A 25,538-nucleotide genomic window follows, 5' to 3' on the forward strand; every position below is an offset into this window, starting at 1 on the left:
GGCGCAGCGCGCCGCCGGCCTTCGCGTGGCCGTTTGCCGCCCGTCGCACGGCGGCGCGCGCATGACGACGTCGCCGCGTCGCCGCGCGTTGATCGCCGCCGGGCTCGGCGTGCTCGCCGCGCCGTCGCTCGTGCGCGCGAAGCCGCGCACCGTGCGAATCTCGAAAGGCTATGGCGTGCTGTACCTGCCGCTGCTCGTGATGGAGAAGCAGCGGCTGTTCGAGCGGCACGCGGCGCGGCATGGCGTGCGCGACGTCGCGGTCGACTGGGTGCTGCTCGACGGCGGCAATTCCGTCAACGACGCGATGATGGCCGGCACGCTCGATTTCGCGGGCGCCGGCGCGCCGGGCTTCATCGAGCTGTGGGCGCGGGCGCGCGGCATTCCGAACGTCGAGGTGATCGGCATCAGCGGGCTGTCGACCACGTCGCTGTCGCTGAACGCGAACCGTCCGGGCCTCATGTCGCTGCGCGACTTCACGTCGTCCGACCGGATCGCGGTGCCCGGCATCCGCACGTCGCTGTCGGCCGTCGTGCTGCAGATGGTCGCGAGCCGGCAGCTCGGTCCGAAGCATTTCGCGCAGCTCGATTCGATCACCGTGAACCTGCCGCATCCGCAGGCGATGCAGGCGCTGATTCGCCGCGAGAACGGCGTCACCGCGCACTTCACGTCGCCGCCGTTCTCGACGCTCGAGTTGCGGCAGCCGGGCATCCACCGCGTCGTGAGTTCGGTCGACGTGCTCGGCCCGCTGACGCTCGACGTCGTGTTCGCGCCGAAGCGGCTCGTCGATACGGAGCCCGCGCTGGCCGCCGCGTTTCTCGGCGCGCTCGACGAAGCGAACCGCCTGATCGCGCAGGACCCGCGCGCGGCGGCCGCGCTTTATGCGGCGTCGTCGGGCGTCGGCGTGTCGCACGACGACGTGATGCGGATGCTCGCCGCACCCGACACGCGCTTTTCGGTGCGGCCGAACCAGCTGATGGACTACGTCGAATTCCTGTACCTGGCCGGCACGATCAAGGCGAAGCCGCGTGCATGGCACGAGATGTTCGCGCCGATGCTCGACGACTACCGGTCGGGCTGAGCGCCGCCGGCCGCTCACAAACGATATTCATCGAAACATTCCGCGCTTGCGCCTTCGTTGCGCGGCGCCGATTCAACCGACACGCAACCGATTTACGCAAGGAGCCCGTAGTGAACGCTACCGAAACCCTGGACCCCGCGTCCGCCGAAGAACAGCGCATCATGTCGAAGGTGGCGCGGCGCCTGCTGCCCATCCTCGTCGTGATGTTCCTGATCGCGTTCATCGACCGGCAGAACGTCGGCTTCGCGAAACTGCAGATGGTGCACAGCCTCGGGATGACGGAGGCCGCGTTCGGGCTCGCGTCGTCGCTGTTCTTCATCGGCTACCTGCTGTTCGAGGTGCCGAGCACGCTCGCGCTGCATCGTTACGGCGCACGCGTATGGCTCGCGCGGATCATGCTGACGTGGGGCCTCATCACCGTGCTGATGGGCTTCACGACGTCGATGCCCGCATTTTGCTCGCTGCGCTTCCTGCTCGGCATCGCCGAGGCCGGCTTCTATCCGGGCGTGATCTACTACCTGACGCTGTGGTTTCCGCAAAGCTACCGCGCGAAGGTGCTCGGCATCTTCACGCTCGGCAGCGCGCTCGCGAACATGCTCGGCTCGCTGGTCGGCGGCGTGCTGCTGAGCCTGAACGGCGTATGGGGGCTGGCGGGCTGGCAGTGGGTGTTCATTGCAACCGGCATCCCGGCCGTGATCGTCGCGATCGTCGTGTTCCGCGTGCTGCCCGCGTCGTTTCGCGAGGCGCCGTTCCTCGACGAGCGCGAGAAGCAGATCGTCGCGGCCGCGCTGGAGCGCGAGAAGCCCGCGCAGGCCGAGCACGGCCAGCCGTGGAAGGCGCTGCTCGATCCGCGCGTGATGCTGTTCGCGGCGACCTACATGCTGATGTCGACGTCGCTGTACGGCGTCACGTACTGGCTGCCGACGCTCGTGAAATCGTTCGGCGTGTCGAGCAGCACGAACGGCTTCCTGAGCATGCTGCCGTGGGCGCTCGCGGTGCTGCTGCTGGTATGGCTGCCGGCGAAGCTGCGCCGCGCGAAGAGCATCCTGCGCACGATTGCGATCGTCGCGGCGCTCGGCGCGCTCGGCTTCCTGCTGAGCCTCGTGCTGCCGTCGACGCCGCTGCGCTTCATCGCGCTCGTGCTCGGCGGCGCATGCATCCCGCTGCTGTATCCGTGCTTCTGGTCGATGCCGCCGCGTTATTTCACCGGTGCGCGGGCGGCGGCGAGCGTCGCGGCGATCAACTCGATCGGCAACCTCGGCGGCTTCTTCAGCCAGAACCTGATGCCGTTCGCGGGCAAGGTGACGGGCACCGCGTTCGGGCCGATGATCGTGCCGATCGTGTGCCTCGCGCTGCTCGGGATCGGCGCGCTGGTCGCGTGGACGCGGTCGGAGCGGGGGATGGTGGCGGCGCGGGTGTGACGCGCATGGATGCGTGGCTGCCCCAACCGGTTCACGCTCCTGGCGCGTGCCGGTGTGCTACCGTGCGGTCTATTGGCACACGTGGGGAATGCAATGAATTCTGCGACGAAGTCCGCGTTCCGGATCGATCCGCAATTGCTTGAAGCCGCTGAATCCGTTCTGGCGAAAAACGAGAAGCTTTCCGCATTCATCGAATCGGCGTTGCGCGCTCGCATTGCACGCCGGCGCGTGCAGCGCGAGTTTGTCGCGCATGGCCTGGCATCGCGCGACGAGGCGCGGCGGACCGGCGAATACATCGATGCTGCAAACGTTCAGGCAGAACTCGAGCGCATGCTGAAAGCGGCACGGGCGACAAAAGCGGTCGAGTAAGCCATCGGGACGGCGAGGATCGCGGAGCAAGTCACGATCCTCGCCGTCCGGCATCAACGCGAAGACGACTACCACTGACCGCGTCAGCGACGCCGCGCCATCGCATCCCGCCGACCTACCCGCCCGAAGCCTCATCCCCGCCATGCGCAACCGCCACCTGCGGATGCGACAGCGGAATCTCCACCTCGACCGTCGTACCTTCACCGAGCGTCGTCGTAATCTGCAGCGTGCCGCCGACGAGATACGCACGCTCGCGCAAGCCGACCAGCCCGAACGAGCTCGACTTGCGCGGCGCACCGGGATCGAATCCCGCGCCGTCGTCGCGAATCGTCAGCGCGATCGCATCGTCCCGGTGCACGAGGTCCACGTCCGCATGCGACGCGGCCGCATGCCGCGCGATGTTCGCGAGCGCTTCCTGCGCGATGCGGAACACGGCCGTCGCATACGGTTCGTCGAGCTGCAGTTCGGGCGGCTCGACGTGCAGCGCGCACGCGATCCCGTGACGGTGCCGGAAATCCTCCACGAGCCATTGCATCGCCGCGGCGAAGCCGAGATCGTCGAGCATCAGCGGGCGCAGGTCCGACGCGATGCGCCGCGTCGCGGCCACCGCGCCGCGTGCCATCGTGTGCATCGCCGCGATCTTGCGCGCCAGCGGCGCGTCGTCCTGCGGCACGCGGTCGATCAGCCATTCGAGATCGTTCTTCAGCGCCGCGAGCGTTTGCGCGAGTTCGTCGTGCAGCTCGCGGGCGATGCGGCGCTGCTCGGCCTCGCGCGCGGTCGCGCTGATCGCGGCGATCTCGCGCAGTTCCTCGCGTGATGCCTGCAGCGCCCGCTCCGCGCGCACGCGCTCCTCGACTTCGCGCCGCAGGTCGCGGTTCGATGCGCTCAGTTGCGCGGTGCGCGCGGCGACGCGCTGTTCGAGCCGTTCGTTCGCCTCGTTCAACTGCGCGCTCTTCTGCACGACGAGCAGATGCTGGTAGCGCGCGCCGGCCAGTGCGCGCACCGTCTGCGCATGCAGCCGGCCGTTCTCGAACAGCATCGCGAACAGCACGACGCCGGACGCGACGAGGCCGTATGCGCGGCCCGCGTAGAAGCCGAGATCGAAGCGCCCGTGATTCAGCATCGACGACAGCGCGATGTCGAACAGCCAGGCAACGAGCACGGTCATCACCCAAAGGTCGAGCACGGAATGGCGGCGCCGCTGCCGCCACATCAGCATCAGCGCAACCAGGTTCAGCCCCCAGACGACTGTGATCGCGTTCTTCATCGTCGCGGCCATCCGGTTGCCGTGCATGATGCGCGGCAGCAGGTCGTGGCCGGCGGTCGCGAGCACCGCGAGCGCGGCCGTCGCGGCGACCGCCGCGGCGATGCAGAGCACCACCGGAATCGCCGCGCGGCGCTGCGGGGCCGGGATCGGGCGCGTGCGCGACGCCGCGCGCAGCAGCGCGTACGCGGCGACCGCGAGCGGAAAGCCGCCGTGCCAGAACAGGTACAGCCACGCGGTGGTCTGTTCGCCGGCGCCGAGCAGGCCGGTCGGCGCGAACAGCCCAGGGAAGGTCAGCATGTGCGTGCCGGCCATGAAGCCCGTGAACAGGTAGCCGCCCGCGAGCGCGAGCAGTGCTTTCTCGCGGAGGATCGCGTACTGGCCGAGCAGGAGGCCGGCCGTCACCATGTCGTTGACGACGATCGCCGACTGGTACACGGGGATGAACGCCCAGCCCGGCGCGAGCGGCATGCCCGCGAACGGCGCGAGCGTGGCGAAGATCACGGCCGACACGAGCACGGTCGCGATCGCGAGCCGCCGCTCGCGCCGCCCGGGCGGCAGCGACGACATGAACAGGCGCGACGCGTCCGGATCGGCGTCGTCCGCGGGGGCAGGCGGTAAGTGGAGGGTGGTCGTCATGCGTCGTCGACGCCGGGGTCGAGATCGTGGCGCATCGCGTAGCGGACCAGCGCGGCTTCGTGCGGCAGTTCCATCTTCTCGAGGATCCGCGTCTTGTACGTGCTGACCGTCTTCGCGCTCAGCGCGAGTTCGGACGCGATCTGCGTGACGGTCTGGCCCGCGACGATGCGGTGCATCACGTCGAGCTCGCGCGCGGACAGCCGTTCGTGCGGCAGCATCTGGGCCGGCGTGCGCAGCGTGCGCGCGAGGCTTTCGGCCGCCGACGGGCTCACGTAGACGCCGCCCGCCGCGACCTTGCCGACGGCCTCGACGAGCTCGGCGGTCGCGCTGTCCTTCGTCAGGTAGCCGGTTGCGCCGGCCTTGAACGCGCGCGCCGCGTACTGCGCCTCGGCGTGCATCGTCAGCACGAGCGTGCGCAGCGACGGCGCATGGCTCTTGACCAGCCGGATCAGCTCGATGCCGGTCGGCGCGGGCATCGACAGGTCGAGCAGCAGCACGTCCGCGGCGCTGCGCTCGGCCAGCGCGAGCGTGGCCCGGCCGTCGCTCGCCTCGCCGACGATTTCGAAACCGCCGGCCCTTTCCAGGATATGACGCAGTCCGTCCCGCATGACTGCGTGATCGTCAGCCAGAATTACCCTGATCATCGAGCGACCCTCTTCGGGATGACGCCGCGGACCCTGCCGTCCGGTTGCCGCCGCGACTGTTCTTCCGATCAATATATTCCGCCGAATCCCAAAACGGTACACATCCGGGAAATTTTCGAGATATCCGACCCCGGAATGTGTACTGAGCCGAAGTAATCGACGGAAAGGAGAGTGGCGTGGACCGCTTGTGGAATAGGGTATTCCCTGACGGCTGATGCGCCCGGGGCGGACCAGCGCGGCGTCACGCGAAGCGCCCCGCGAACGGCCCCGATTCGGGACTAAACTGGTGCCCGATGCCACCGCGACAACCGAGGAGCCCCGCGATGATCGACCTTGCCGATATCCTTCCGTCCGCACTGCCTGCCGCCGTCGCATGGGCCGAAGCGGAAGCGGCGCGCGGGATCGCGCAGGGCGCGCCGCTGACGCCGGCGCAGGCCGACGACGCGCGCACCGTGGGCGTCGCGCAGCCGGAGCGGATCCGCGTCGTGATCGTCGACCGCATGCCGTTCCCCGAAACGCCAACGCTTGCCGCGATCGCTCGCGACACGGGGCTGCTGTCGCCGGGGACGATCGGGCTCACGCTCGGCCATGCGGTGTTCGTGCTGCGCGGGCAAGACACGCGCCGCCTGCTGACCCACGAATTCCGTCACGTACATCAGTTCGAGGCCGCCGGGTCGATCGGCGCGTTTCTCGCGCGCTATCTGCACGAGATCGCGACGGTCGGATACCACGATGCGCCGCTCGAGGCCGATGCGCGGCAGTACGAGTTCGATTGACTTCCGACGCCGGCGCGACCGCGCGCACCTCGCGATGAACGTTTCCCACGCCACTGCCGGCCCGGTGTTCGCACACCGGGCCGCACCGCTTTGGAGTGCGCGATGAGCGACACGATCCACGCGTGGATCGGCGCGATCGGCGCGCATCCGCTGCTCGTGCTGGCGATCGTGTTCTTGACCGCCTGCGCCGAGGCGATCGCGCTGGTCGGCACGGTCGTGCCGGCCGGTGCCGTGATGTTCGCGGCCGGCGCGCTGATCGGCGCGGGCGCGCTCGACGGGTGGACGACGATCGGCGTCGCGGCCGTCGGCGCCGTGGTCGGCGACGGGATCAGCTACGAACTCGGGCGGCACTATGGCGGGGTGATCCGCAACGCGTGGGCGCGCTTCGGCTATGCAGCCGCTTACGCGCGCGGCGAGGAGTTCGTGCTGCGTCACGGCATGAAGAGCATCGTGCTCGCGCGCTTCCTCGCGCCGGTGCGCGCGGTGGTGCCGGTCGTCGTCGGCTGCGCGATGCTGCCGCGCCGGTCGTTCTATCCGGTCAACGTGATATCGGCACTCGTGTGGGCGCCCGTGCATGTGGCGCCGGGCATCCTGTTCGGCGCATCGGCCGTCCTGGCCGCGGCGATCAGCGTGCGGGTCGCCGCGATCCTGGCGGTCGTCGCCGCGCTGGTCGCGCTGGTGTGGATCGGCGTGCGCGTCGCGCTGCGGCGCGGCTGGCCGCTGCTGCGTCGCGCGCTCGTCGAAGTCGTGCACGCCTGCGCGCGCCGCTGGCCGCGCTTCGGCGCGCGGCTGCACGACACGATCGCGCACGTGCGCCGCCTGCCGGGCGCGGTGCCCGTGCTTGCGCTGCTGTTCGTCGGCTGCGTGTGGCTGTTCGCGGGGCTCGTGCAGGATGTCGTCGCGAACGATCCGCTGATGCAGGCGGACATCGCGCTGTACGCGTTCCTGCAGAACCTGCGCACGCCGCCCGTCGATGCCGCGATGAGCGCGCTCGCGGTGCTGCACGGGCACGATACGGGGCTGATCGTCGCGGCCGCGTTTCTCGTCTGGCTGATGATTCATCGCTGCTGGCTGACGTCCGCGTGGTGGCTCGCGACGATCGGCATCGCCGTCGTGCTCGTACCGGTGTTCGGCGCGGGCGTGCCCGGCGCGACGCCCGCGAGCCTGCCGCCCGGCGCACCGCACATGCCGCTGCCCGATGCCGATGCCGCGTTCGCGATTCTCGCGAGCAGCGGCCTCGGCTGGGTGCTCGCGCACGACGGACCCGCGCGGTGGCGCATCCCGGTCGTGACGGCGGTCGTGCTGTGGATCGTGCTCGGCGGCTTCGCGCGGTTGTATGTCGGCGACACGTGGCTGTCGGGTTTGCTCGGCGGCTGGAGCCTCGGGCTGGCGTGGTTCGCGGTGCTCGCCGGCGCTTATGCGTACTGGCGCGTGCGCGAGCATGTGCAGTCGAGGGGGGCGCTCGTCGCGGTGGTCGTGGTGCTCGCGACGGCCGGCGTATGGACGGTTCCCGCGCAATGGCAGCTCGACCGCGCGGCGCGCCCGCATGTCGGCGACGTGGTTGCGATGACCGTCGATCAGTGGATGCGCGGCGGGTGGCAGCGCGTGCCGACGCGGCGCACCGAGATCGGCGGCGATCGCGAGGAATATCTGCCGCTGCAATGGAGCGCGACGTCGGACACGCTCGATCGCCATCTCGCTCAGGCCGGCTGGCAGCGCGCGACGCCGTGGTCGCCTGCCACCGCGCTGCGCTGGCTGTTGCCGCAGGCGCCGGCCGACACGCTGCCGGTGCTGCCGCGCTACACGCATGGCGAGAGCACGCGCCGCGTGTTCGTCCGCGTCGATCCGGGCCACCCGGAAAGCCGTGTCGTGCTGCGGCTGTGGCGCTATCCGTACGTGCTGCAGGATGCGCTCGGCACGCGGCCGCTGTGGTACGGCGCACTGTATCGCGAAACGCTGCACCGGCCGGCGAGGCTGATAACGATCGTGAGGACGACGCCGATCGACGATGCGGCGGCGATCGCGCAGGCGCTGGCGGTCGAGCCGACGATCGAGCATCCGCCGACGGGGATGAATGCCGCGCCGGCCGGGATGCTGCTGGTGTGGATGACCAGGCCGTGAGCGGGCAGGCCGGCCGTGCGCCGCTTACGCGTGCGCCGGCTGCGCGGGGACGACGGACAGGCGCAGGCCGACCGTCTTGAGCACCGCGAGCAGGGTTTTCAGCGTCGGGTTGCCGTTGGGGGACAGCGTGCGATACAGCGATTCGCGGCTGATGCCGGCTTCGGCCGCGACGGCACCGAGCCCGCCGTACGCTTCCGCGACCGTGCGCAGCGCGAGCAGGGCGGCCGCGCGGTTGTCGGGATCGTCGAGCGATTCCATTGCGACGCGCAGATAGGCCACCGCGAGTTCGCGATCGGCGCCGAGTTCGGCGACTTCCGCGTCGTGGTGCGATACCGCGCCTTTGAGCTTGTTCATGTTTGCCTCCGTTTCCAGTTCGACCAGTGTTCCTTTGCGCGCCTGATGTCGTCGGGTTGACTGCCCTTGTCGCCGCCGGACAGCAGCAGCACCAGTGCACCGCTGTGCCGGCCGAAGTACACGCGATAGCCGGCACCGACGTGGATGCGCAGTTCGATCACGCCTTCGCCGACAGGCACGCAATCGCCGAAGTTGCCCGTCTGCACGCGGCGCAGGCGTTCGCGAATCCGTGCCTGGGCGAGCTTGTCGCGCACGGCGTTCAGCCATTCGGTGAAAGGCTCGCGACCGTCGTCGCGCCGATAGCGAAGCAGTTCGAACTTGGATAGCATTGTAACTTATAAGCTACAGAAGCGGTGAGGGAAACGAGGCTGCCATGCGGCCTGCCACAGGCGGTGTGAACGGAGTGCGATGCACGCGTTGCCGATCGTCGGATCGAGACGGCATGCAACGCAGCGGCGCCGCGGCCGGAGCGCATGCGGCGCCTTCATGGTTCGGGGTTTCAGGCAGCGAAGCCGGCTTCCCGGACGACGATCATTCTTTCATCCGGTGCGTACGGCGACGATTCGGCCGAATGGCCTGTGTCGATGGCGCGATGACGAGGCATGCGCCGGGTGTGGGGTGTCCGGAGGGAATGACGTGAACGGCAAACCTGCCGGCGACGCGGCGGCGAGCGCCTGTCGGGTTTCTCGCAGGCTTTCGAGCGCCGGTACAGCCTGCCGCGCCGGCCGCGCACCGCAGCGGCGTGCCGCGGGACGTCAGCCATCGACGAATCGCGGTACGATCGATTGCCTTCCGGCCAACATCGCCTTCACGAGAGAACCCGCATGATCACGCTTCGCCCGATGACCGAGGACGATTTTCCGCGCTTCTGGCCGACCTACCGCGCCATCGTCGCTGCTCAGGAAACCTATGCATTCGATCCCGCACCGACGCCGGAGGCCGCGCGCGCACTGTGGCTCGACGCACCGCTCTGCACGTGGATCGCCGAAGAGGACGGCGTGCTGCTCGGTTCGTACTACCTGAAGGCGAACGCGGCCGGGCCCGGCAATCACGTATGCAATTGCGGCTACATGGTGAGCGAGGCTGCGCGCGGCTGCGGCGTCGCGCGCCTGATGTGCGAGCACTCGCAGCAGGTCGCACGCGAGCGCGGTTTCCTCGCGATGCAGTTCAACTCGGTGGTCGCGACGAACGAGATCGCGGTCGCGCTGTGGCAGAAGCTGGGGTTCGAGATCGTCGGCCGCTTGCCGCGCGCGTACCGTCACGCGCGGCTCGGGTTCGTCGATTGCTTCGTGATGTTCAAGTGGCTCGGCGACGCGGCGGCCGCCGAAGCCTGAGCACGCCGCTGCTTCGTCAGACGGCGAATGCGCCGTCGAACACGATCCGCTCGTCGAGCGCGAGCGTGCCGCGCGCGAAGATCAGGTCGAGATGATGGCTGCCGTTTTCGCCGCCGCCGAGCCCGAGATGCAGGCCCGGATGGCGTTCCTCGAATCCTGCATTGCGGCCGTACAGCCCGCGGATCCCGAGGTTCGTGCCGATGCCGAATTCCTCGATCCGCCGGTGATTCGCGTGCCGGTCGAGATAGGTCGAGAAGTCGCGCCGGAAGCCCGCGTCGTCGCTGTCGAAATCGACGATCGTGCTGCCTTCGACATGCAGCGTCGCGAGCCGCTCGGCCACCTTGTACTTGATCGCGAACGGCACGGTGCCGAGAAACGTGCCGCTGAACACGACCGAGCCGTTCAGGTCGGTGACGTGCGTCGCGATCTCGCCGGGCACGATGTCGAGATTGCCCATCCCGTCCACGCTCGTCCATTTCTGGTCCGGCGCGAGCGAGCCCGTCAGCGTGTTGCCGGCTTCGTCGATGAAGCGGATCTGCGACGCGCGCGCGGCCGCTTCGATCAGCCGGCCGTTGCGTGCCGCGATGTCGTCGAGCGATTCGGCGAATGCCTCGTCCAGATGCGGGCCGTAATCCTTGAACAAGACCGACTTGCCCCAGTGCTCGACGATCGCAGGGCGGATCGCCGCGAGGAACGGCGGCCCGCTCGGCGACGGCGTCGGCAGGCACGACGAGTCGTACAGCAGCACGAACAGGTCGGCGCGATCGAGCGCGGCGGCGATGTCGGCGGGCGGGGTGGTTTCGAGGCAGAGGGTGGTCGCGTCGAGCGAATCGGGCAGGGCGGCAAATGCGCGCAACGCGATGTCGCGGTTGCGGGTGTCATAACCGACCAGCAGTTTTCCCGACTCGCCGCGCGCGAGCTTGTCGCGCAGCGCGGGGTGAAAGCCCAGCGCGCGGTGCAGGTTCAGCATGCGTGTCTCCGGAAGCGGCGGAAGGGCCGCGGCCCTTCCGCGAGAACGGGTGGCCCGCTCAGACCGGCCAGAGCGCGGTGCCGAACGGCACCACGGCGTCCTCGACCATCATGTCGACGGCCTCGGGGTGCGTGTCTTCCTGCATCCAGTCAAGCAATTCGATCTGCTGGGTTTCCTGCATGTCAATTCTCCTGTGGTGAACATGAGTGATTCAACATGAAAGCGTGGCTAAAAGATCGCCGCTCCTCATCCGGCATTTCGTGAATGCCGGACGAGTGGCGTCGATAATAGTCTGACGAATTTGCGAATGCAATGCGTTGCAAGATTTTTAGCGAAAGCCTGCTAAACACGGGAAATTCCGGCAAGCGATGCGAGAAAAAGGCGGATAAATAGAATAATGGGGGCGATCTGATTTTCCAATTATCGGGATCGCGGCCGATTAAATGATTTCGGCGATTCTTTTAAATCGGAAATGTAATGACGTCGATCATTTCGAATCGCGTCATTAATGAAAGACGATCGCGCACGGCAACCGCGCGCCTGGCCGGGCGCGACGGCGCCCCCGGTTTTCTGGCACCATCTGACGATCCTGCGCGACGGACGCGGCCGCGCACGCCGCTGTCCCGGCGGCACGACTCGAACAACGATGGAGACAACCTGATGCCCACGGTGCTGCAACCGGAGCGTGCCGACCCATCGCGGCCGGACGCCGGCGCAATCGACTCCGACCGCATGGCCGCGTGGCGGCTCGCGATCTGCCTGTCGCTCGGCAGCGCGATCGCGCTCGGCCTCGCGCGCTTTTCGTATGCGCTGCTGCTGCCGCCGATGAAGGCCGATCTCGGCTGGACGTTCGCACAGGCCGGCGCGCTGAACACCGCGAACGCTGCGGGCTACCTGATCGGCGCACTCGCGTTTCCGATGCTGTCGCGGCGCCGGCGCGCGGGCACGCTGCTCGCGGCCGGCTGCGCGTTGACCGCGTTGCTGATGGCCGCATGCGGGTTCACGTCGGACATGCACACGCTGCTCGTGCAGCGGCTCGCGACCGGCGTCGGCAGCGCGCTGATCTTCATCAGCGGCGGCGTGCTGGCCGCGCGGCTCGCGTCGGCGTCGCCGCGCGATGCGGGGTTGCTGCTCGGTCTCTATTACGGCGGCACGGGGTGGGGCATCGTCGCGTCGTCGCTGCTCGTGCCGGCCACGCTCACGCATGGTGTGCACGGCTGGCAGCCCGCATGGTTCGCGCTCGCGGTTGCCTGCGTGCTGTTCTCGGCGATGGCCGTGTCGGCCGCGCGTCGTATCGAGCGCGCGCACGCGGCGCAGGCTGCGCCACGCGACGGCGCGGTGCCGGCCGTCACCGCGAGCCCGGCCCGCTTCGCGCTCGCGCTGGCCGGCTACGGCCTGTTCGGTGTCGGCTACATCGGCTATATGACGTTCATCGTCGCGCTGCTGCGCGGCGCGGGAATGAGCGGCACGGTGGTATCGGCGTTCTACGTGATGCTCGGCATCGCGACCGTCGTCTCGGCGCGGCTGTGGTCGCGCTTGCTCGACCGGATGCGCGGCGGCCAGGCGCTGGCCGTGCTCAACGCGCTGCTCGGCATCGCGACGCTGATGCCCGCGATATTCGTACATCCGGCCGCCGCGTTTGCGTCGGGCGTGCTGTTCGGCGCGACGTTCCTGTCGGCCGTTGCATCGACGACCGCGTTCGTGCGGCACAACCTGCCGCCCGACGGCTGGGCGAAGGGGATCAGCGCGTTTACGACGGTCTTCGCGTTCGGTCAGATTGCCGGGCCTGTCGCGATCGGCTGGGTGTCGGACAGCGCGGGGCTCGCGCGCGGGCTCGTGTATTCGGCGCTGACGCTGTTCGCGGGCGCCGCGCTCGCGGCCGGGCAGCGTGCGTTGCGGACGTCCGCGTAGTCAGGAGAAGATCAACGCTCGATCTGCCGATTCCAGCGCGTATCCCACTGCGCGCGGCGCGCGTTGATCGCGGCCCAGTCGACCACCGTCACCTTGCGCACCAGATCGTCGACATTGCCGAGGCTCTGCTGCATCCCGGCCGGCATCTTCGCGAGACGGTTGGTGGGGATCTGCTTGCCGGCCTCGGCGGCCTTCGTCTGCGCGGGCGCGGACAGCAGGAACTGCGCGAGCTTCTGCGCGAGCTGCGGATCGGGATTGTTCGCGACCACGCACAGGTCGACGAGCAGCAGCACCGGGCCTTCCTTCGGGTTCGCATACGCGACCGGAATGCCCTTGTCCTGCAGGTCGCCGACGCCCGTCGGCGTGAGCGGGAACAGGCCGGCCTCGCCGGTCTGCACCATCTCGGAGATCTTCGCGGAGTTCGGGATGTACTCGACGACGTTCGGCCCGACCGTGCTCGCCCACTTGCTGAAGCCGGGCTCGACGTTCTGCTCGCTGCCGCCGAGCAGCCGGTTGATCGCAAGGAAGCCGTGCAGCCCGAACGTGCTGCTCGACGCCGACTGGAACACGACCTTGCCCTTGTATTTCGGATCGGCGAAATCCATCCACGACGTCGGCGGCGCCCAGCCTTTCTCCGCGAACAGCTTCTTGTTGTACGCGATGCCGGTCATCCCGAGCTGCACGCCCGCGCCGACGTCGTCCTTCATCCGCGCGAACGGGTACAGCTCCTTCAGCACCGGCGAATCGTCGAGCTTCTGGCACACGCCGAGGCTGACCGCGCGCGCCATCACGCCGTCGTCGAGGAACGCGACGTGGATCTGCGGCTTGTTGCGGTTTGCAAGCAGCTTCGCGAGCACGTCCGACGACGTGCCGGGCACGACGACGACCTTCACGTTGTTCGCCTTCTCGAACTCGGGCAGCACCTGGCTCGTATAGGCCTTTTCCATCGGCCCGCCGTTCATGCCGATGTAGATCGTCTTCGTTTGCGCGAACGCGGGGGCGCTGGCGCCCGCGATGCAGAGTGCGGCAGCGGCCGCGATCGTACCGAGCAGTTTCATCGAGAGGTCTCCTCTTGGGGGAAAGGGGCGGTCGGCGCGGCTTGACGGAAGAAGCGGCCGATCGAGAATGCATCGAGTGGCGTGGCGGTTTCGCCGGTCGTGACGAGATCGGCGAGCACGTCGCCGACACCGGGCGCGAGCAGGAAACCTCCGCCGGAAAAACCGAATGCATGCAGCAGGTTCGGCGTCGTGCGGCTCGCGCCGATGATCGGGTTGTGGTCGGGCGTGCAGCCTTCGACGCCGCTCCACGTGCGGATCAGCAGCGCGTCGCGCAGTGCGGGCAGCAGCGCGCACGCGTCGCGCATCACCGCGCGCGTCGTATCGACCGACGGCTGGCCGAATTCGCCGTCGCCGCGGCCGCGCCCGCCGCCGATCACGCAGTTGCCGCGCGCGACCTGCCGCGCGTATACGCCGCCGCCGTACACGCCGAGGTTGTGCGCGATGAACGGCGGCAGCGGTTCGGTCACCCACATGTTCGGGTAGATCGGCTCCATCGGCACGGCTTCGCCGAAGCGTTCGGCGATCGTGTTCGCCCATGCGCCGGCCGAATTGATCAGCCACGTCGCGGTGCATGCGCGGCCGCCCGCTTGGAAGTGGAAGCGCGCGCCGTCGTGCCGGACGTCGTCGACCGGCGTGTGCTCGAACACGTCCGCGCCCGCCGCGCGGGCCGCGCGCGCGAACGCGGGCGACACGAGGCGCGGGTTCGCATGGCCGTCGGTTTCGCACAGCGAGCCGCCGAGCGCCGCGCGGCCGAGCCACGGATAACGACGGCGGAATGCGTCGCCGCGCATCACCTGCAGCGGCAAGCCGTGCTCGCCAGCAAGCGCGGCATACGCGTCGAGCGCGTCGAGATCGGCGTCGCTGCGCGCGAGCCGCAAGTGCCCCGACACGACGAATTCGCCATCGATGCCGATCAGCTCGGGCAGGCGATCCCAGATGCGCCGTGCGCGCAGCGCGAGCGGTAATTGCTCGGCGGGGCGGCCCTGGCAGCGCACGCCGCCGTAGTTCACGCCGCTCGCCTGCGCGCCGCAGTCGCGCCGCTCGAACAGCCCGACGCGCAGGCCGCGCCGCGTCAGTGCAAGCGCTGCAGATGCGCCGACGAGGCCGCCGCCGACGATCGCGACGTCGTAATGCCGGTTCTCACTCATCGCGCGCCTCGTCGGGAATCGTCGCGACGTCGTCGCCAGCGAGCGCGGCCGAGATCGGGAACGGCTTCACGGGTGGTTGCGCGCGCAACCGGCCGACCTCGACGAGCGGCCGGCCGGTTTCGGCGGCCAGCACGAGTGCGGCCGCGTCGCCGCACATGCGGCCCTGGCAGCGACCCATCCCGACGCGCGTCAGCGCTTTCAGACGGTTGAGTTCGGTCGCCGCGCCGCCACGGATGCAGCGGCGCAGCGTGCCAGCATCGATTTCCTCGCAGCGGCACACGATCGTATCGTCGGGGCAGCGTGCGGCCTGCTCGACGGGCGGCGCGAATGCCGCTTCGAGGCCCGCGCGGAATGCGCCAATGCGGGCGAGCGTGCGTTCTAGCATCGCCGCGTCAGGTTTGCCGGACGGCGATGGCGACGCGATGCCGGCATCGTCGAGCAACGCAAGCGCCGCACGCCGGCCCGACGCTTCGGCCGCGTCGGCGCCCGCGATGCCCGCGCCGTCGCCCGCGACGTAGATGCCGCGCACCGACGTGCGGCCGGCCGCGTCGCGCTCGGGCAGCCATGCGCGGTTGACCGGATCGAAACCGAACCGGCAGCCGGCGAGATCGGCGAGCTGCGTTTCCGAACGCAGGCCGAAGCCGAGGCCGAGCGCGTCGCAATCGAGCACGCGCGGCTGCGCATCGCCACCGGCTGCGCGCCACGCGAGCCCTGTCACATGTTGTTCGCCGAGCACGCGTTCGAGCGTGACGCCCGTTTCGATCGCGACGCCATGCGCACGCAGCCAGCCGATGTAATAGAGCCCCTTCGCGAACGTCGACGGCATGCGCAGCAGCGCGGGCGCGGCGGCGGCCTGGCGGCGCAGCGGGCTCGTGTCGAGCACGGCCGCGACTTGCGCGCCGGCCTTCGCATACTGGTACGCGACGAGATAAAGCAACGGCCCCGTGCCCGCGAACACGATGCGCCGGCCGATCGCGCAGCCCTGCGCCTTCAGCGCGACCTGCGCGCCGCCGAGCGTATAGACGCCTGCGAGCGTCCAGCCCGGCACGGGCAGCATGCGATCGGTCGCGCCGCTCGCTATGATCAGCTGCGAGTACGGCACGGTAATTTCTCGCCCGTCCTGCAGCGTATCGACGCGGCCCGCGCCGCATGCCCACGCGAGCGTGTTCGGCCGGTAGTCGATGTGCGGCAGCAGCGCGGCCATCGTCCGGTGCACGGCATCAGCCTTCGCGGCTTCGAATCCGTACAGCGTGCTTTTGCCGCGCGCGAAGCCGCCGTCGGCCGGCGGTTGACGATAGATCTGCCCGCCCCAGCGCGCGTTCTCGTCGATCACGACGGGGCGCAGCCCCGCGTCGACCAGCGCCTCGGCCGCGCGCACGCCGGCCGGCCCCGCGCCGACGATCACCGGTTGCAGTGCGGCGTTCATTGCGTGTCTCCGGTCGCGGCCGGTTGAACGGCGGTGAGAATCCGCATGCCTTCGACGATCGGCGTCGAGCATGCGCGCACGCGCGCGCCGGCCTCGGTGCGCACCCAGCAGTCCTGGCACGCGCCGATCAGGCAGAAGCCCGCGCGCGGCTGCCCGCTGAATTCGCTGACGCGCACGCGGCGCTGCGCGATGAGGATCGCGGTGAGCACGGTGTCGCCGGCAAGCGCGTGCGCGGGCCGGCCGTCGAGCGTGAACGCAACGGCGGCGCGCTCGCGCTCGGCGACGCGCACGAACTGCGCGCCGTCGGCCGGGTCGTTTTGGGAGCGGGAAGCGGGAGTCGACATCAGTGTTGACCGATCAGGATGCGGTTCAGGCCGTACACGCGATCGAGCAGCAGCATCGCGCCGGCGGTGATGAAGATGACGAGCGCCGACACCGACGCCATCATCGGGTCGATCGATTCGGTCGCATACATGTACATGCGCACGGGCAGCGTGACCGTCTGCGGCGACGTGACGAAGATCGACATCGTCAGTTCGTCGAAACTGTTGATGAACGCGAGCAGCCAGCCGCCCGTGATGCCGGGCACGATCATCGGCAGCGTGATGCGGCGGAACGTCGTCCACGGGTCCGCGCCGAGCGAGCATGCGGCCTGCTCGATGCTGCGGTCGAGGCCCGCGACGGACGCGAGCACGAGCCGCATCACGAACGGCGTGATGACGATCATGTGCGCGAGCACGAGCCACGCGAACGAGCCGGTCGCGCCGATCAGCGCGAAGAAGCGCAGCAGTGCGATGCCGAGCACGAGGCCGGGGATCACCAACGGCGACAGCAGCAGCCCGTTCAGGAACGCGCGGCCGGGAAACGCCGAACGGCCGATCGCAAGGCCCGCCGGCAAACCGATCGCGAGCGACAGCGTCGCCGACGCGAACGCGAGCTTCAGGCTGTTGAAGAACGCGGTGACGAAGTCGGGATAGTCGAGGATCGCGCGGAACCAGCGCAGCGACAGCCCGTGGGTCGGCAGCGTCAGCGTCTCGTCGGGTGTGAACGCGACCAGCACGACGATCGCGAGCGGCGCGAGCACGAACAGCATCACGAGCGTGTGGAACGCGAGGGCGAAGGGGCCGTTCTTTCTCATCGGGATGCGCCTCCGAGGCTGCGCGCGTAGCGGCGTTCGAGCACGCGGTAGTAGGTGAGCATCACGACGAGGTTCGCGACCAGCAGCAGCACCGCGATCGTCGCGCCGAGCGGCCAGTTCAGCGAGCCGAGGAATTCGTCGTAGACGGCCGTGGCCGCAACCTTCAGCCGGCGTCCGCCGAGCAGGCCGGGAATCGCGAATGCGCTCGCCGACAGCCCGAACACCATCAGGCTGCCCGACAGCACGCCCGGCATCAGCTGCGGCAGCACGATGCGGCGCAGCGTCGTGAACGGCGACGCACCGAGCGACAGCGCCGCATGCTCGGTCTGCGGATCGAGCCGCTGCAGCGCGGTCCACACCGGAATCACCATGAACGGCAGCATCACGTGCACCAGCGCGATCACGATCGCGAAGGTCGTGTATTCGAGCTTGTACGGCCCGAGGCCGGCGAGCCCGAGCGCCTGGTTCACGAGCCCGCTCGTGTTCAGCAGCATGCTCCAGCCGAACGCGCGCACGACGACCGACACGAGCAGCGGCGCGAGGATCGCGAGCAGGAACAGCGAGCGCCACGGGTCGCGCATTTTCGACAGCACGTACGCTTCCGGCGTGCCGATCGCGACGCAGATCGCGGTCGTCAGCGCGGCGATGCCGAACGTGCGCGCGAAGATCGTGTGGAAGTACGACGAGCCGAGCACTTCCGCGTAGTTGCCGAACTGGAGCGCGGCGATCGGCCCGGTGGCCGGGTCGTAGCGGTAGAACGTCAGCACGAACGTCATCGCGAGCGGCACGAGCACGAGCGCGGCGAACAGCACGAACGCGGGCGCGCACATCAGCCACAGCGGTGCATGCGCGCGCCAGGTTGCGCGCATCGTGCGCCCTGTGGCGGCGCGTGCCGGCACGGCATCGGGCGCGGCGGCCCGTGCGAGGCCGGCTGTCGCGCCGTCGGCGGGCAGCGGGCGGGAAGGCTGTCGCATTCAGGCCTCCCGGCGCATCACGCGCACCGCGTCGCTGTGCCAGTCGATGCCGACCGGCGCGCCTTCCGCGAGCGGCTCCGCGCCTTCGTTCTGGCAGCACACGAGCACTTCGCCAAGCGCGCTGTCGACGCGGTACAGCCACTGGCTGCCGAGGAAGAAGCGGCTCGTGACGGTCGCGGCGAAGCGGCCCGCATCGGGCGCGCACAGCCGCAGCTTCTCGGGACGGATGCAGACCGACACCGCATCGCCGACGCGCATGTCGCGCTCGCGCGGCGGCAGGTGCGCGGTACGCCCGGTTTCGGCGAGGTCGTGACCGAGGTCGATGCGGATCGCGTCGCCGTCGTGCGCGACGACGGTGCCCGGCAGCAGGTTCGCCTTGCCGATGAACTGCGACACGAAGCGGTTTTCCGGGCGCTCGTAGGCCTGGTACGGCGTGTCGATCTGCGTGACGCGGCCGGCTTCCATCACGACCACGCGATCGCTGATCGACAGCGCTTCCGATTGATCGTGCGTGACCATGATCGTCGTCGTGCCGATCTTGCGCTGGATCGCGCGCAACTCGAACTGCATGTCCTCGCGCAGCTTCGCGTCGAGGTTCGACATCGGTTCGTCGAGCAGCAGCACCGGCGGCTCGATCACGACCGCGCGCGCGATCGCGACGCGCTGCCGCTGGCCGCCCGACAGCTCGCGCGGAAAGCGGTGCGCGAGCGTATCGAGGCGCACGAGCGCGAGCGCCGCGCGGATGCGCTCCGCGCGCTCGGCCTTGTCGACGCCGCGCATGTCGAGGCCGAAGCCGACGTTCTCCGCGACGCTCATGTGCGGAAACAGCGCATAGCTCTGGAACACGATGCCCAGCCCGCGGCGGTTCGGCTTCAGGTGCGTGATGTCCTGCCCGTCGAGCGCGATGCGGCCGCGCGTGACGTCGACGAAGCCGGCGATCATCTGCAGCGTGGTGGTCTTGCCGCAGCCCGACGGCCCGAGCAGCGACACGAATTCGCCTTGTTCGACCGACAGGTTGACGTCGGCGACTGCGGTGAGCTCGCCGAAGGTTTTCGTCAGATCCGTAAGCGTGAGAAACGACATGGGGAACTCCGGGTTCGCACACCGCCTGGCCGATGTGCCGATGACGCGGACTCTAGCCAGCCATATTTCGGAGCGTCAATTTCGAATTCTGCTGAACGGGATGAATTTCAGAAAAATTCCGTTGAGCGGAACGGATCACCGTATCGCGCGTAAATCGTTCCGATGGATGAAGGGTGGCCGGACCGCGAAATGCGCACGTCAATCCCGTGCACACCCGGATGCCCGCGGAATTTCGGCCGGACGACAATGGCGGCTACCGTATTCCGTTCAATGAAATCATCGAGGAGAGCCGGCATGCAGGAACCCCTTTCGTCCGGAATGCCCGGCACGCCCGCCGGGCGCGCGCCCGGCGCCGACGACGAAGCCGATCCGGCCGGCGCGCCGGGCACCGGCATGCTGCAGCGCGCGTTCGCGATCCTGCGCGCGCTGGCCGGCATGCAGCAGGACGGCGTGCGCGTCACGCATCTCGCGAAGGCCGTCGGCCTCACGCAGGGCACCGCGCACCGGATCCTGCAATCGCTGATCGCCGAAGGGATGGTCGAGCAGGACGAGCAGTCGAAGCTGTACCGGCTGAGCGTCGATTTCTTCGCGCTCGCCGCGCTGGCCGGCAACCCGAGCAGCATGCGCACGCTGTGTCGTCCCGCGCTGCTGCGGCTGTGCGCGAGCCTCGGCGAGACGATCTTCCTGCTCGTGAAGAGCGGCTTCGACGCGGTGTGTCTCGACCTGTGCGAAGGGCCGTTCCCGATCCGCTCGTTTACCGGCGACATCGGCGGGCGCATCGCGCTCGGCGTCGGGCAGGGCAGCCTCGCGATCCTCGCGTTCCTGCCCGAAGCCGAACGCGAGGAAGTGATCCGCTTCAACGTGCCGCGCATCCGCGGCTACGGCGTGCTCGACGAGGTGTACCTGCGCACCGAGATCGAACGCGTGCGGCAGCTCGGCTACGCGGGCCGCAACAGCGGCGTGCTCGACGGGATGGCAGGCGTCGCGGTGCCGATCCTCGATCGCACCGGGTACCCGGTCGGCGCGCTGAGCGTCGGCACGCTCGCGTCCCGGCTCGGCGACGACCGGATGCCGATGGTCGTCGAACTGCTGCGGCGCCAGGCCGACGCGATCGGGCCGCGCACCAACCCGTTCGATGCCGCGCTGCGGCGGCCGATGCACGGGCTAGCCGGGAAAACCGTATAGCGGCGTCGCGCGTCGCCGCGCGTTGCCGTTTCGTCAGCTTGCTTACGCGAGCCATTCGCGTCTTCTCGTCGACCTGTTCCGGTCGCACATGATGCCGATGAACATGCCCGTGTATCGCGTGACGTGCTTCGCGAACGCGGCCGATGTGTACATGACGATGGTCGGCGGGCGCGTGCTGTCGTTCGATGAGAATGCGGTTCTCGAGCGTGTGAACGAAGTCGCGGAACGCATGATCGAACGCAGCGGGTTGCGTCATCTGCTCGACGAGCCAGCGACGCTGTGGGGGCGCAGTCGCTATTGATCCGATCGGTCGCTGCGCTGGCGGCGGCTCGCGCGTGAGGGTTTCGTCAGCGTCGGGCAACGCGACAATGCCGATGGTTGGCCGTCGACGGACATGCTAGGATTTCTTCCAAACTACTCCGGAGACTGCTATGCCGTTCATCTGCGAAAACGTTGAATGTCGTGCCGTGCTGGCTCGCGGGCAGGTCAGGTCCAGGCAAGAGGACGACGGGTGGTGCTTCTACTGCCCGGACTGCAATGCGAGGAACGAGTTGAAGGATATCGGTGCATCTGGCGGTCCTGTCGAATTGGTTCAGCCGGAAAGATCAGGCCTTCCGCACAAGGTCATCGCGACGGCCAGACCATTGGAGGACGGCGGATACGCAGCGCAATTGCGCGTTCAGCGGGCACTCGGCGTGAAGGGAACGTACGCGGCCGAAGAGCATTGGGAGCAGCTCGGCGTGTTCCCGGACCCGCAAGCGGCCGTCGCGCATGCGAAGTCGTTCGCAACGGACCTGCTGGGACGAACTGCGTAGTCGCGAGCGGCGCGCCGGATTGCGCGAACCTGGCCATGCGCGGATCGGTACGGGAGGCCCACGACCGTGGGTCCGCGCGACTACCCGGTGCGGTGCGGCGTGCGCACACGGGTGCCGCGTCACGCCGAATACTTCGTCGAACAAGAGGTGACTAACCTCGATTCACGCAGTACCACTGGCCGCGAGCTTGACGAATAGTCTGGCTGCTTCGTTGCCATGAGACAAAGCGCGCAGTGCGAGGGCGAGCGCCAGCTGGGCGTCGTGGGTGGCCGCGCTGCGATCCTGCTCGAAGAGCTTGACGGCGTGGCGCATGTGCTGCGCTGCCTGCGTGTGAAGCTCGACGGCCGCCGCATGAAGTTTTGCCACGTCCGCGGCACTTGCGGCCGAGCCGGTCGATGAAGGCGTTGTCGATGGCGTATTGGCACCGTGCGCGCCGGCGTCGTGTGCCTGATCGATCGCATGCAACGTGTGGCCATGGGCCATCATCGCCTGATGGGCGGCGTGGGCGAAGTCCTTGCCGTCCTCGAAATGCCGCGACGCCTCGCGGTGATATCGCGCGGCCTGCTCGTGATGTGACGCCGCGGCTTCCAGATGCCCTTTCTTGCTGTGCTTCGTGTTCATGCCGGCTCCAGTGCAACTTCATGACTGACTCGGATGGCGACCGATTCGAAGACACGGCGGCAGGTCGCAGCGACGTTCTAATCTACACGCACTTGCGGTTTGTGTGGCATTTGCGTGTCGCGGGACATCGGCATCGCGTTCGGCCTGATTTAGCGCCGGGTTGTGGTGGTGGCCATGCATAGTACTATCGGTCCGGGCACGCAGTCGGAAACCTGTCGGACTGCTTGCAATTGCGTCGACCAGAAACAAGAATTGCCGAGTCGGACCACTGAATCTCCGTGCGCCCCTCCGGCGGATTTCGCGCGTCAGGCAGGCGAGCGCCGTCCAACAACACGATGATTCCCGCAATCAGCCATCGCATTTGCTTTGGTCCATGAATACGCCCTTTTTTTGAAGCCAGCGCAATGAACTCATCGAAAAGCGATCCGAGCCGGCCTGACGTGCTGATTATCGGCGGCGGGCCCGCTGGTGCGACGGCGGCGGCCTTCCTGACGATGAAAGGGCGCGACGTCGTGCTCGTGGAGAAGGAAGCCCATCCGCGTTTCCATATCGGCGAAAGCCTGTTGCCACGTAACCTCGACATATTCGAGCGGCTTGGTGTTCTGGATCAGGTCCGAGAGATCGGTGTCCATAAGCCGGGCGCAGAGTTCGTCTCGGACCGTACGGGCCGCAGCTGCGCGTTTCCGTTCGGAAACGCACTGAATCGGGACCGTACGCACGCGTGGCAAGTACGGCGTGCGGACCTCGATGCCATGTTGTTCAGACACGCCGCCGCGTGCGGGGCCGAGTGTGTCGAGCGTACTCGTGTCACGACAATAAAGCTGGACGATGCCGGCGGACGTCACGTCGTGTCCGCGCAGGACGAATCGGGCGGCACCCGCGAATGGTATCCGCGCTACGTGCTCGACGCTTCGGGCCGCGATACGTTTCTCGCGTCGCGGATGAAGGTCAAGACCTCGAACAAATACAACAATACGGCGGCCGTTTATGCGCATTTCACTGGCGTAGCGCGTCGTGAAGGCGAACTCGCGGGCTACATCAGCATTCATCTTGCGGAGGACGGCTGGTTCTGGCTGATCCCGCTACCCGATCACACCATGAGCATCGGCTTTGTCGGCGATCAATCGGCATGGAAAGGGCGCAAGGGAACGCCGACCGATCTGCTGACCGAGCGTATCGCTTCAAGCCCGACCGTCGCGGCTCGCACGCAAGGTGCACAGCGCGTATCGGACGTCTACAGCACGGCCAATTACAGCTATCGCGCGCGCGAGGGCAACGGCAACGGTTTTCTGATGATCGGCGATGCGTACGGATTTGTCGATCCGATGTTCTCGACAGGCGTATTGATGGCAATGACTGGCGGAGAACTCGGCGCGCAGGCCGCCCACGTTTGGCTCGACGATCCGGTACGAGGAAAGAAGCTTGCGCAAGCAGCCAACCGGGAACTGTCGGAGGCAATGGATCGGATCAGCTGGCTGATCTATCGAGTGAACGATCCTGTCATGCGTACGCTTTTTATGGCGCCGTCCAATCGCTTGTGGATGCGAGACGGCATCGTCAATCTGCTGGCAGGGAATCTCCGCGGGAGCTGGCGTGCCGCACTGCCGGTGATGTGCTTCAAGGTCGTGTATCACGTGCTCTCGGCACTGCACCGCCGCGGAGTCGAGATCGCGCTGCCGGAGATGCCCGCGACTGGAACCTGATCGGACTGGATACCCGGACCCGCTCGGTAGCGACCGCTTGCCGATTGCGCATGAAAGCATCGACGGGTTGAATCCGCAGTCGTCAAGCGACATCCGCAGCAATCCGTGAAGAATTCTCGCGAACTCGAAGTTCGCACCCTCCGAGGTCGTCAGGAAGCCGAGATCGGCCTGCACCGACGACTGCCGCGACGTGGTCGGACGGTCGCGGGAAGAGGCCGGCGATCGTCCCGATCGGGGAAGGCGGTTCAGTGAACGGCGCCGGTGATGCGCGCCATGCCGTGCCGATAGCCGGCCGGCGAGAACACCGCATTCAGCGCGGCCATCGCCACGATCACCGCGATATGCATCCACCACGCGATCGCGAAGCCGCCGCCCGCATCGCGCAGCCAGCCGATCAGCCAGGGGCTCGCCGCGACGGTCAGGAAGCCGACGCCCTGCACGAAGGCCGCGAGCGCGCCCGCGAGCCGCGCGTCGGGCAGGTGGTCGAGCGTGACGATCAGGCTCATCGAGAAGAAGCCGCCGAGACCGAGGCCGACGCTCGCGACCCAGAGCCACGGCGCGAACGCGGGCAGTATCGCGAACCCTGCGAAACCGGCCGCCTGCAGCGCGAGCGTGAGCCACAGCACATTGCGACGGTCGGGCGAACGTTTCGCGAACATCGGCATCGCGAGCGCGCCGATCGCCTGGAACAGCGCCATCCACGCGAGCAGGTTGCCGCTCGCCTGCGGGCCCATGCCGATGCTGCGGTAGAACGCGGGCAGCCATGCGACGAGGCTCGCATAGCCGCTGTTGCTGAGGCCGAAGAACAGCGCGAGCTGCCACGCGCGCGGCATGCGTGCGAACGCGGTGATCGGCGCCGATGCGGCCGTCGCGTGCACGACGTCGCGCGGCGCTTTCGCGCGCCACATTGCGAGCGTGACGAGCGCGGGCACGGCCCACACGGCGAGCGCGAGATGCCAGCCGCCGTGTGCGGCGAGCCACGGCGCCGCGACCGCGCCGAATGCGCCGCCGCCGACCAGCGCGGCCGAATAGAGGCCCATCGCGAGCGGCAGCCGGTCGACGAACCAGCGTTTCGCGAGGCCGGGCACGAGCGCCTGAACGACGGCGACGCCGGCGCCCGCGACGATCGCGGTCGCGATCAGGCCCGCGCTGCCGCGGGTCCACAGGCGCGCCGTGCAGCCGGCCGCGATCAGCGCCAGCGCGGCGGCCAGCGCGCGCTGCTCACCGAAGCGCCGCGCGAGCCCGACGCCGATTCCGGCGACGACGCCCATCAGCACGAACGGCAGCGTGGTCAGCAGCGCGGCCGCGCGAAAGCCGAGGCCCGTGTCGGCGCGCACGACGTCGAGCACGGGGCCGAACGCGGTCAGGAACGGACGCAGGTTGAGGCCGGCCAGCACCAGCAGTGCGAGTGCGGCATAGGACACGGAAGCCGCGTGCGGGCGGTGTACGGCTTGCGCGGTGCCGGGGTCGGTCATCGGGATGCTCCAGGAAGGGGCCGGTGGCCCT

At 68.4% G+C, this 25,538-nt stretch carries 26 protein-coding genes; 11 read left to right on the plus strand and 15 right to left on the minus strand.

Annotated elements, in window-relative coordinates:
- Window positions 1-61: 61 nt before the first annotated feature.
- The 3 genes from KVT39_RS10350 to KVT39_RS10360 all read left to right on the plus strand — a co-directional run bounded on the left by KVT39_RS10350 (window position 62) and on the right by KVT39_RS10360 (window position 2,868).
- On the plus strand, window positions 62-1,078 hold the full coding sequence (locus KVT39_RS10350) for an ABC transporter substrate-binding protein (protein ID WP_105389717.1): 1,017 nt from the start codon (window positions 62-64) through the stop codon (window positions 1,076-1,078).
- 110 nt (window positions 1,079-1,188) lie between these two features.
- On the plus strand, window positions 1,189-2,499 hold the full coding sequence (locus tag KVT39_RS10355) for an MFS transporter (protein WP_034182070.1): 1,311 nt from the start codon (window positions 1,189-1,191) through the stop codon (window positions 2,497-2,499).
- A gap of 93 nt (window positions 2,500-2,592) precedes the next feature.
- A complete protein-coding gene (locus tag KVT39_RS10360; RefSeq protein ID WP_217588896.1) occupies window positions 2,593-2,868 on the plus strand; it encodes a YlcI/YnfO family protein in 276 nt (91 codons plus the stop codon).
- Between the two features lie 115 nt (window positions 2,869-2,983).
- On the opposite strand, the gene KVT39_RS10365 is transcribed toward KVT39_RS10360, so the two are convergent.
- Window positions 2,984-4,771 carry a sensor histidine kinase gene (locus KVT39_RS10365; protein WP_105389715.1) on the minus strand — a complete coding sequence of 596 codons (1,788 nt, stop codon included), beginning with the start codon at window positions 4,769-4,771 and terminating at the stop codon, window positions 2,984-2,986.
- Entirely contained in the window at window positions 4,768-5,415 is a 648-nt protein-coding gene (locus tag KVT39_RS10370; RefSeq protein ID WP_034182073.1) for a response regulator transcription factor, read from the minus strand. Before KVT39_RS10370 ends, KVT39_RS10365 begins: the two co-directional genes overlap by 4 nt.
- Before the next feature lie 323 nt (window positions 5,416-5,738).
- Here KVT39_RS10370 and KVT39_RS10375 point away from each other — a divergent pair, with 323 nt between their 5' ends.
- Both KVT39_RS10375 and KVT39_RS10380 read left to right on the plus strand, forming a co-directional pair.
- Window positions 5,739-6,191 carry a hypothetical protein gene (locus tag KVT39_RS10375; RefSeq protein ID WP_034182074.1) on the plus strand — a complete coding sequence of 151 codons (453 nt, stop codon included), beginning with the start codon at window positions 5,739-5,741 and terminating at the stop codon, window positions 6,189-6,191.
- 102 nt (window positions 6,192-6,293) lie between these two features.
- Window positions 6,294-8,312 carry an LssY C-terminal domain-containing protein gene (locus KVT39_RS10380; RefSeq protein ID WP_105389714.1) on the plus strand — a complete coding sequence of 673 codons (2,019 nt, stop codon included), beginning with the start codon at window positions 6,294-6,296 and terminating at the stop codon, window positions 8,310-8,312.
- A gap of 24 nt (window positions 8,313-8,336) precedes the next feature.
- Here the strand turns inward: KVT39_RS10380 and KVT39_RS10385 are convergent, their stop codons facing one another.
- Together KVT39_RS10385 and KVT39_RS10390 are read right to left on the minus strand one after the other, a co-directional pair.
- The gene (locus KVT39_RS10385; protein WP_006752118.1) at window positions 8,337-8,666 is read right to left on the minus strand and encodes an addiction module antidote protein; all 330 of its coding nucleotides are present in this window, start codon (window positions 8,664-8,666) and stop codon (window positions 8,337-8,339) included.
- Window positions 8,663-8,995, minus strand: a complete 333-nt coding sequence (locus KVT39_RS10390) for a type II toxin-antitoxin system RelE/ParE family toxin (RefSeq protein WP_217588898.1) — start codon at window positions 8,993-8,995, stop codon at window positions 8,663-8,665. Before KVT39_RS10390 ends, KVT39_RS10385 begins: the two co-directional genes overlap by 4 nt.
- A gap of 495 nt (window positions 8,996-9,490) precedes the next feature.
- On the opposite strand from KVT39_RS10390, the gene KVT39_RS10395 reads away from it, so the two are divergent.
- The gene (locus KVT39_RS10395) at window positions 9,491-10,000 is read left to right on the plus strand and encodes a GNAT family N-acetyltransferase (protein WP_217588900.1); all 510 of its coding nucleotides are present in this window, start codon (window positions 9,491-9,493) and stop codon (window positions 9,998-10,000) included.
- A 16-nt stretch (window positions 10,001-10,016) separates the two neighbouring features.
- On the opposite strand, the gene KVT39_RS10400 is transcribed toward KVT39_RS10395, so the two are convergent.
- Window positions 10,017-10,970: a leucyl aminopeptidase (aminopeptidase T) gene (locus KVT39_RS10400; protein ID WP_034182078.1), complete on the minus strand. Its 954-nt coding sequence runs from the start codon at window positions 10,968-10,970 to the stop codon at window positions 10,017-10,019.
- A gap of 58 nt (window positions 10,971-11,028) precedes the next feature.
- A complete protein-coding gene (locus KVT39_RS38445) occupies window positions 11,029-11,151 on the minus strand; it encodes a hypothetical protein (RefSeq protein WP_006479692.1) in 123 nt (40 codons plus the stop codon).
- A gap of 479 nt (window positions 11,152-11,630) precedes the next feature.
- Between KVT39_RS38445 and KVT39_RS10405 the strand changes: the two genes are divergently transcribed.
- A complete protein-coding gene (locus tag KVT39_RS10405; RefSeq protein WP_105389710.1) occupies window positions 11,631-12,881 on the plus strand; it encodes a YbfB/YjiJ family MFS transporter in 1,251 nt (416 codons plus the stop codon).
- An 11-nt stretch (window positions 12,882-12,892) separates the two neighbouring features.
- Here the strand turns inward: KVT39_RS10405 and KVT39_RS10410 are convergent, their stop codons facing one another.
- Genes KVT39_RS10410 through KVT39_RS10440 form a run of 7 tightly spaced genes read right to left on the minus strand, consistent with a single transcriptional unit; the run spans window position 12,893 to window position 19,708 of the window.
- Window positions 12,893-13,939 carry an ABC transporter substrate-binding protein gene (locus KVT39_RS10410; RefSeq protein ID WP_131946903.1) on the minus strand — a complete coding sequence of 349 codons (1,047 nt, stop codon included), beginning with the start codon at window positions 13,937-13,939 and terminating at the stop codon, window positions 12,893-12,895.
- Window positions 13,936-15,087 carry an FAD-binding oxidoreductase gene (locus KVT39_RS10415; RefSeq protein ID WP_217588901.1) on the minus strand — a complete coding sequence of 384 codons (1,152 nt, stop codon included), beginning with the start codon at window positions 15,085-15,087 and terminating at the stop codon, window positions 13,936-13,938. The genes KVT39_RS10410 and KVT39_RS10415 overlap by 4 nt, the downstream gene beginning before the upstream one ends.
- Window positions 15,080-16,513: an NAD(P)/FAD-dependent oxidoreductase gene (locus KVT39_RS10420; protein WP_217588902.1), complete on the minus strand. Its 1,434-nt coding sequence runs from the start codon at window positions 16,511-16,513 to the stop codon at window positions 15,080-15,082. Before KVT39_RS10420 ends, KVT39_RS10415 begins: the two co-directional genes overlap by 8 nt.
- On the minus strand, window positions 16,510-16,857 hold the full coding sequence (locus KVT39_RS10425; protein ID WP_217588903.1) for a (2Fe-2S)-binding protein: 348 nt from the start codon (window positions 16,855-16,857) through the stop codon (window positions 16,510-16,512). The genes KVT39_RS10420 and KVT39_RS10425 overlap by 4 nt, the downstream gene beginning before the upstream one ends.
- Window positions 16,857-17,651: an ABC transporter permease gene (locus KVT39_RS10430; protein WP_034182083.1), complete on the minus strand. Its 795-nt coding sequence runs from the start codon at window positions 17,649-17,651 to the stop codon at window positions 16,857-16,859. The genes KVT39_RS10425 and KVT39_RS10430 overlap by 1 nt, the downstream gene beginning before the upstream one ends.
- Complete coding sequence (locus tag KVT39_RS10435; protein WP_217588904.1) at window positions 17,648-18,625, minus strand: ABC transporter permease; 978 nt, start codon at window positions 18,623-18,625, stop codon at window positions 17,648-17,650. The genes KVT39_RS10430 and KVT39_RS10435 overlap by 4 nt, the downstream gene beginning before the upstream one ends.
- Window positions 18,626-19,708, minus strand: coding sequence for an ABC transporter ATP-binding protein (locus tag KVT39_RS10440; RefSeq protein WP_047901618.1), 1,083 nt, complete (start codon window positions 19,706-19,708; stop codon window positions 18,626-18,628).
- Window positions 19,709-20,002: 294 nt separating this feature from the next.
- Between KVT39_RS10440 and KVT39_RS10445 the strand changes: the two genes are divergently transcribed.
- The 3 genes from KVT39_RS10445 (at window position 20,003) to KVT39_RS10455 (ending at window position 21,708) form a co-directional block, all read left to right on the plus strand.
- The gene (locus tag KVT39_RS10445) at window positions 20,003-20,893 is read left to right on the plus strand and encodes an IclR family transcriptional regulator (RefSeq protein WP_105389704.1); all 891 of its coding nucleotides are present in this window, start codon (window positions 20,003-20,005) and stop codon (window positions 20,891-20,893) included.
- A gap of 97 nt (window positions 20,894-20,990) precedes the next feature.
- Window positions 20,991-21,194 carry a hypothetical protein gene (locus tag KVT39_RS10450; protein WP_235212517.1) on the plus strand — a complete coding sequence of 68 codons (204 nt, stop codon included), beginning with the start codon at window positions 20,991-20,993 and terminating at the stop codon, window positions 21,192-21,194.
- A gap of 130 nt (window positions 21,195-21,324) precedes the next feature.
- Window positions 21,325-21,708, plus strand: coding sequence for a hypothetical protein (locus KVT39_RS10455; RefSeq protein ID WP_034182088.1), 384 nt, complete (start codon window positions 21,325-21,327; stop codon window positions 21,706-21,708).
- Window positions 21,709-21,870: 162 nt separating this feature from the next.
- Here the strand turns inward: KVT39_RS10455 and KVT39_RS10460 are convergent, their stop codons facing one another.
- Window positions 21,871-22,329, minus strand: coding sequence for a hypothetical protein (locus KVT39_RS10460; RefSeq protein WP_034182089.1), 459 nt, complete (start codon window positions 22,327-22,329; stop codon window positions 21,871-21,873).
- A gap of 404 nt (window positions 22,330-22,733) precedes the next feature.
- On the opposite strand from KVT39_RS10460, the gene KVT39_RS10465 reads away from it, so the two are divergent.
- A complete protein-coding gene (locus tag KVT39_RS10465; protein ID WP_034182090.1) occupies window positions 22,734-24,032 on the plus strand; it encodes an NAD(P)/FAD-dependent oxidoreductase in 1,299 nt (432 codons plus the stop codon).
- A 245-nt stretch (window positions 24,033-24,277) separates the two neighbouring features.
- On the opposite strand, the gene KVT39_RS10470 is transcribed toward KVT39_RS10465, so the two are convergent.
- A complete protein-coding gene (locus KVT39_RS10470; RefSeq protein WP_175746577.1) occupies window positions 24,278-25,507 on the minus strand; it encodes a cyanate transporter in 1,230 nt (409 codons plus the stop codon).
- Window positions 25,508-25,538: the final 31 nt, after the last annotated feature.

The organism is Burkholderia sp. GbtcB21 (assembly GCF_019091065.1).
GTDB classification, from domain to species: Bacteria; Pseudomonadota; Gammaproteobacteria; order Burkholderiales; family Burkholderiaceae; genus Burkholderia; species Burkholderia pyrrocinia_C.

Coding starts and splice junctions, on each gene's coding strand:
- KVT39_RS10360 (WP_217588896.1), top strand. CDS start 2,593: ATGAATTCTGCGACGAAGTCCGCGTTCCGGATCGATCCGCAATTGCTT.
- KVT39_RS10420 (WP_217588902.1), bottom strand. CDS start 16,513: ATGAACGCCGCACTGCAACCGGTGATCGTCGGCGCGGGGCCGGCCGGC.
- KVT39_RS10365 (WP_105389715.1), bottom strand. CDS start 4,771: ATGACGACCACCCTCCACTTACCGCCTGCCCCCGCGGACGACGCCGAT.
- KVT39_RS10435 (WP_217588904.1), bottom strand. CDS start 18,625: ATGCGACAGCCTTCCCGCCCGCTGCCCGCCGACGGCGCGACAGCCGGC.
- KVT39_RS10440 (WP_047901618.1), bottom strand. CDS start 19,708: ATGTCGTTTCTCACGCTTACGGATCTGACGAAAACCTTCGGCGAGCTC.
- KVT39_RS10405 (WP_105389710.1), top strand. CDS start 11,631: ATGCCCACGGTGCTGCAACCGGAGCGTGCCGACCCATCGCGGCCGGAC.
- KVT39_RS10375 (WP_034182074.1), top strand. CDS start 5,739: ATGATCGACCTTGCCGATATCCTTCCGTCCGCACTGCCTGCCGCCGTC.
- KVT39_RS10380 (WP_105389714.1), top strand. CDS start 6,294: ATGAGCGACACGATCCACGCGTGGATCGGCGCGATCGGCGCGCATCCG.
- KVT39_RS10415 (WP_217588901.1), bottom strand. CDS start 15,087: ATGAGTGAGAACCGGCATTACGACGTCGCGATCGTCGGCGGCGGCCTC.
- KVT39_RS10390 (WP_217588898.1), bottom strand. CDS start 8,995: ATGCTATCCAAGTTCGAACTGCTTCGCTATCGGCGCGACGACGGTCGC.
- KVT39_RS10430 (WP_034182083.1), bottom strand. CDS start 17,651: ATGAGAAAGAACGGCCCCTTCGCCCTCGCGTTCCACACGCTCGTGATG.
- KVT39_RS10470 (WP_175746577.1), bottom strand. CDS start 25,507: ATGACCGACCCCGGCACCGCGCAAGCCGTACACCGCCCGCACGCGGCT.
- KVT39_RS10410 (WP_131946903.1), bottom strand. CDS start 13,939: ATGAAACTGCTCGGTACGATCGCGGCCGCTGCCGCACTCTGCATCGCG.
- KVT39_RS10465 (WP_034182090.1), top strand. CDS start 22,734: ATGAACTCATCGAAAAGCGATCCGAGCCGGCCTGACGTGCTGATTATC.
- KVT39_RS10450 (WP_235212517.1), top strand. CDS start 20,991: ATGAACATGCCCGTGTATCGCGTGACGTGCTTCGCGAACGCGGCCGAT.
- KVT39_RS38445 (WP_006479692.1), bottom strand. CDS start 11,151: ATGCAGGAAACCCAGCAGATCGAATTGCTTGACTGGATGCAGGAAGAC.
- KVT39_RS10425 (WP_217588903.1), bottom strand. CDS start 16,857: ATGTCGACTCCCGCTTCCCGCTCCCAAAACGACCCGGCCGACGGCGCG.
- KVT39_RS10385 (WP_006752118.1), bottom strand. CDS start 8,666: ATGAACAAGCTCAAAGGCGCGGTATCGCACCACGACGCGGAAGTCGCC.
- KVT39_RS10395 (WP_217588900.1), top strand. CDS start 9,491: ATGATCACGCTTCGCCCGATGACCGAGGACGATTTTCCGCGCTTCTGG.
- KVT39_RS10460 (WP_034182089.1), bottom strand. CDS start 22,329: ATGAACACGAAGCACAGCAAGAAAGGGCATCTGGAAGCCGCGGCGTCA.
- KVT39_RS10455 (WP_034182088.1), top strand. CDS start 21,325: ATGCCGTTCATCTGCGAAAACGTTGAATGTCGTGCCGTGCTGGCTCGC.
- KVT39_RS10350 (WP_105389717.1), top strand. CDS start 62: ATGACGACGTCGCCGCGTCGCCGCGCGTTGATCGCCGCCGGGCTCGGC.
- KVT39_RS10445 (WP_105389704.1), top strand. CDS start 20,003: ATGCAGGAACCCCTTTCGTCCGGAATGCCCGGCACGCCCGCCGGGCGC.
- KVT39_RS10370 (WP_034182073.1), bottom strand. CDS start 5,415: ATGATCAGGGTAATTCTGGCTGACGATCACGCAGTCATGCGGGACGGA.
- KVT39_RS10400 (WP_034182078.1), bottom strand. CDS start 10,970: ATGCTGAACCTGCACCGCGCGCTGGGCTTTCACCCCGCGCTGCGCGAC.